Source organism: Paraburkholderia sp. SIMBA_053 (genome assembly GCF_046534895.1).
GTDB lineage: Bacteria > Pseudomonadota > Gammaproteobacteria > Burkholderiales > Burkholderiaceae > Paraburkholderia > Paraburkholderia caledonica.
In genome coordinates, this window is the sequence record NZ_JAWRXU010000430.1 from 1 (window position 1) to 294 (window position 294).

Annotated in this window: 1 protein-coding gene; it reads left to right on the top strand. The window is 56.8% G+C overall.

The features are described from left to right. The coding region (locus tag SB753_RS36290; protein WP_410804943.1) for a helicase-related protein at positions 1-294 on the top strand (294 nt) is incomplete at both ends.

Below are 294 nucleotides of genomic sequence, written 5' to 3' on the forward strand. Positions count from 1 at the left end.
GCCACTTGCTGCGTTCCTGGGATCCCTTTTCGGACGGGAGGGCCTGGTTCTCCATGGCGGAACGCCTGTAGGCAAACGGCGCGAACTGGTCAGACAGTTCCAGGAGGACGAATCAACACCGTTCTTCGTGCTGTCGCTCAAAGCGGGAGGATCGGGATTGAATCTCACATCGGCTTCCCACGTGATTCACTTCGACCGTTGGTGGAATCCCGCTGTAGAGAATCAGGCGACCGATCGGGCATTTCGCATTGGCCAGCGCAAGAATGTTCTGGTACACAAGTTTGTTTGCCAGGG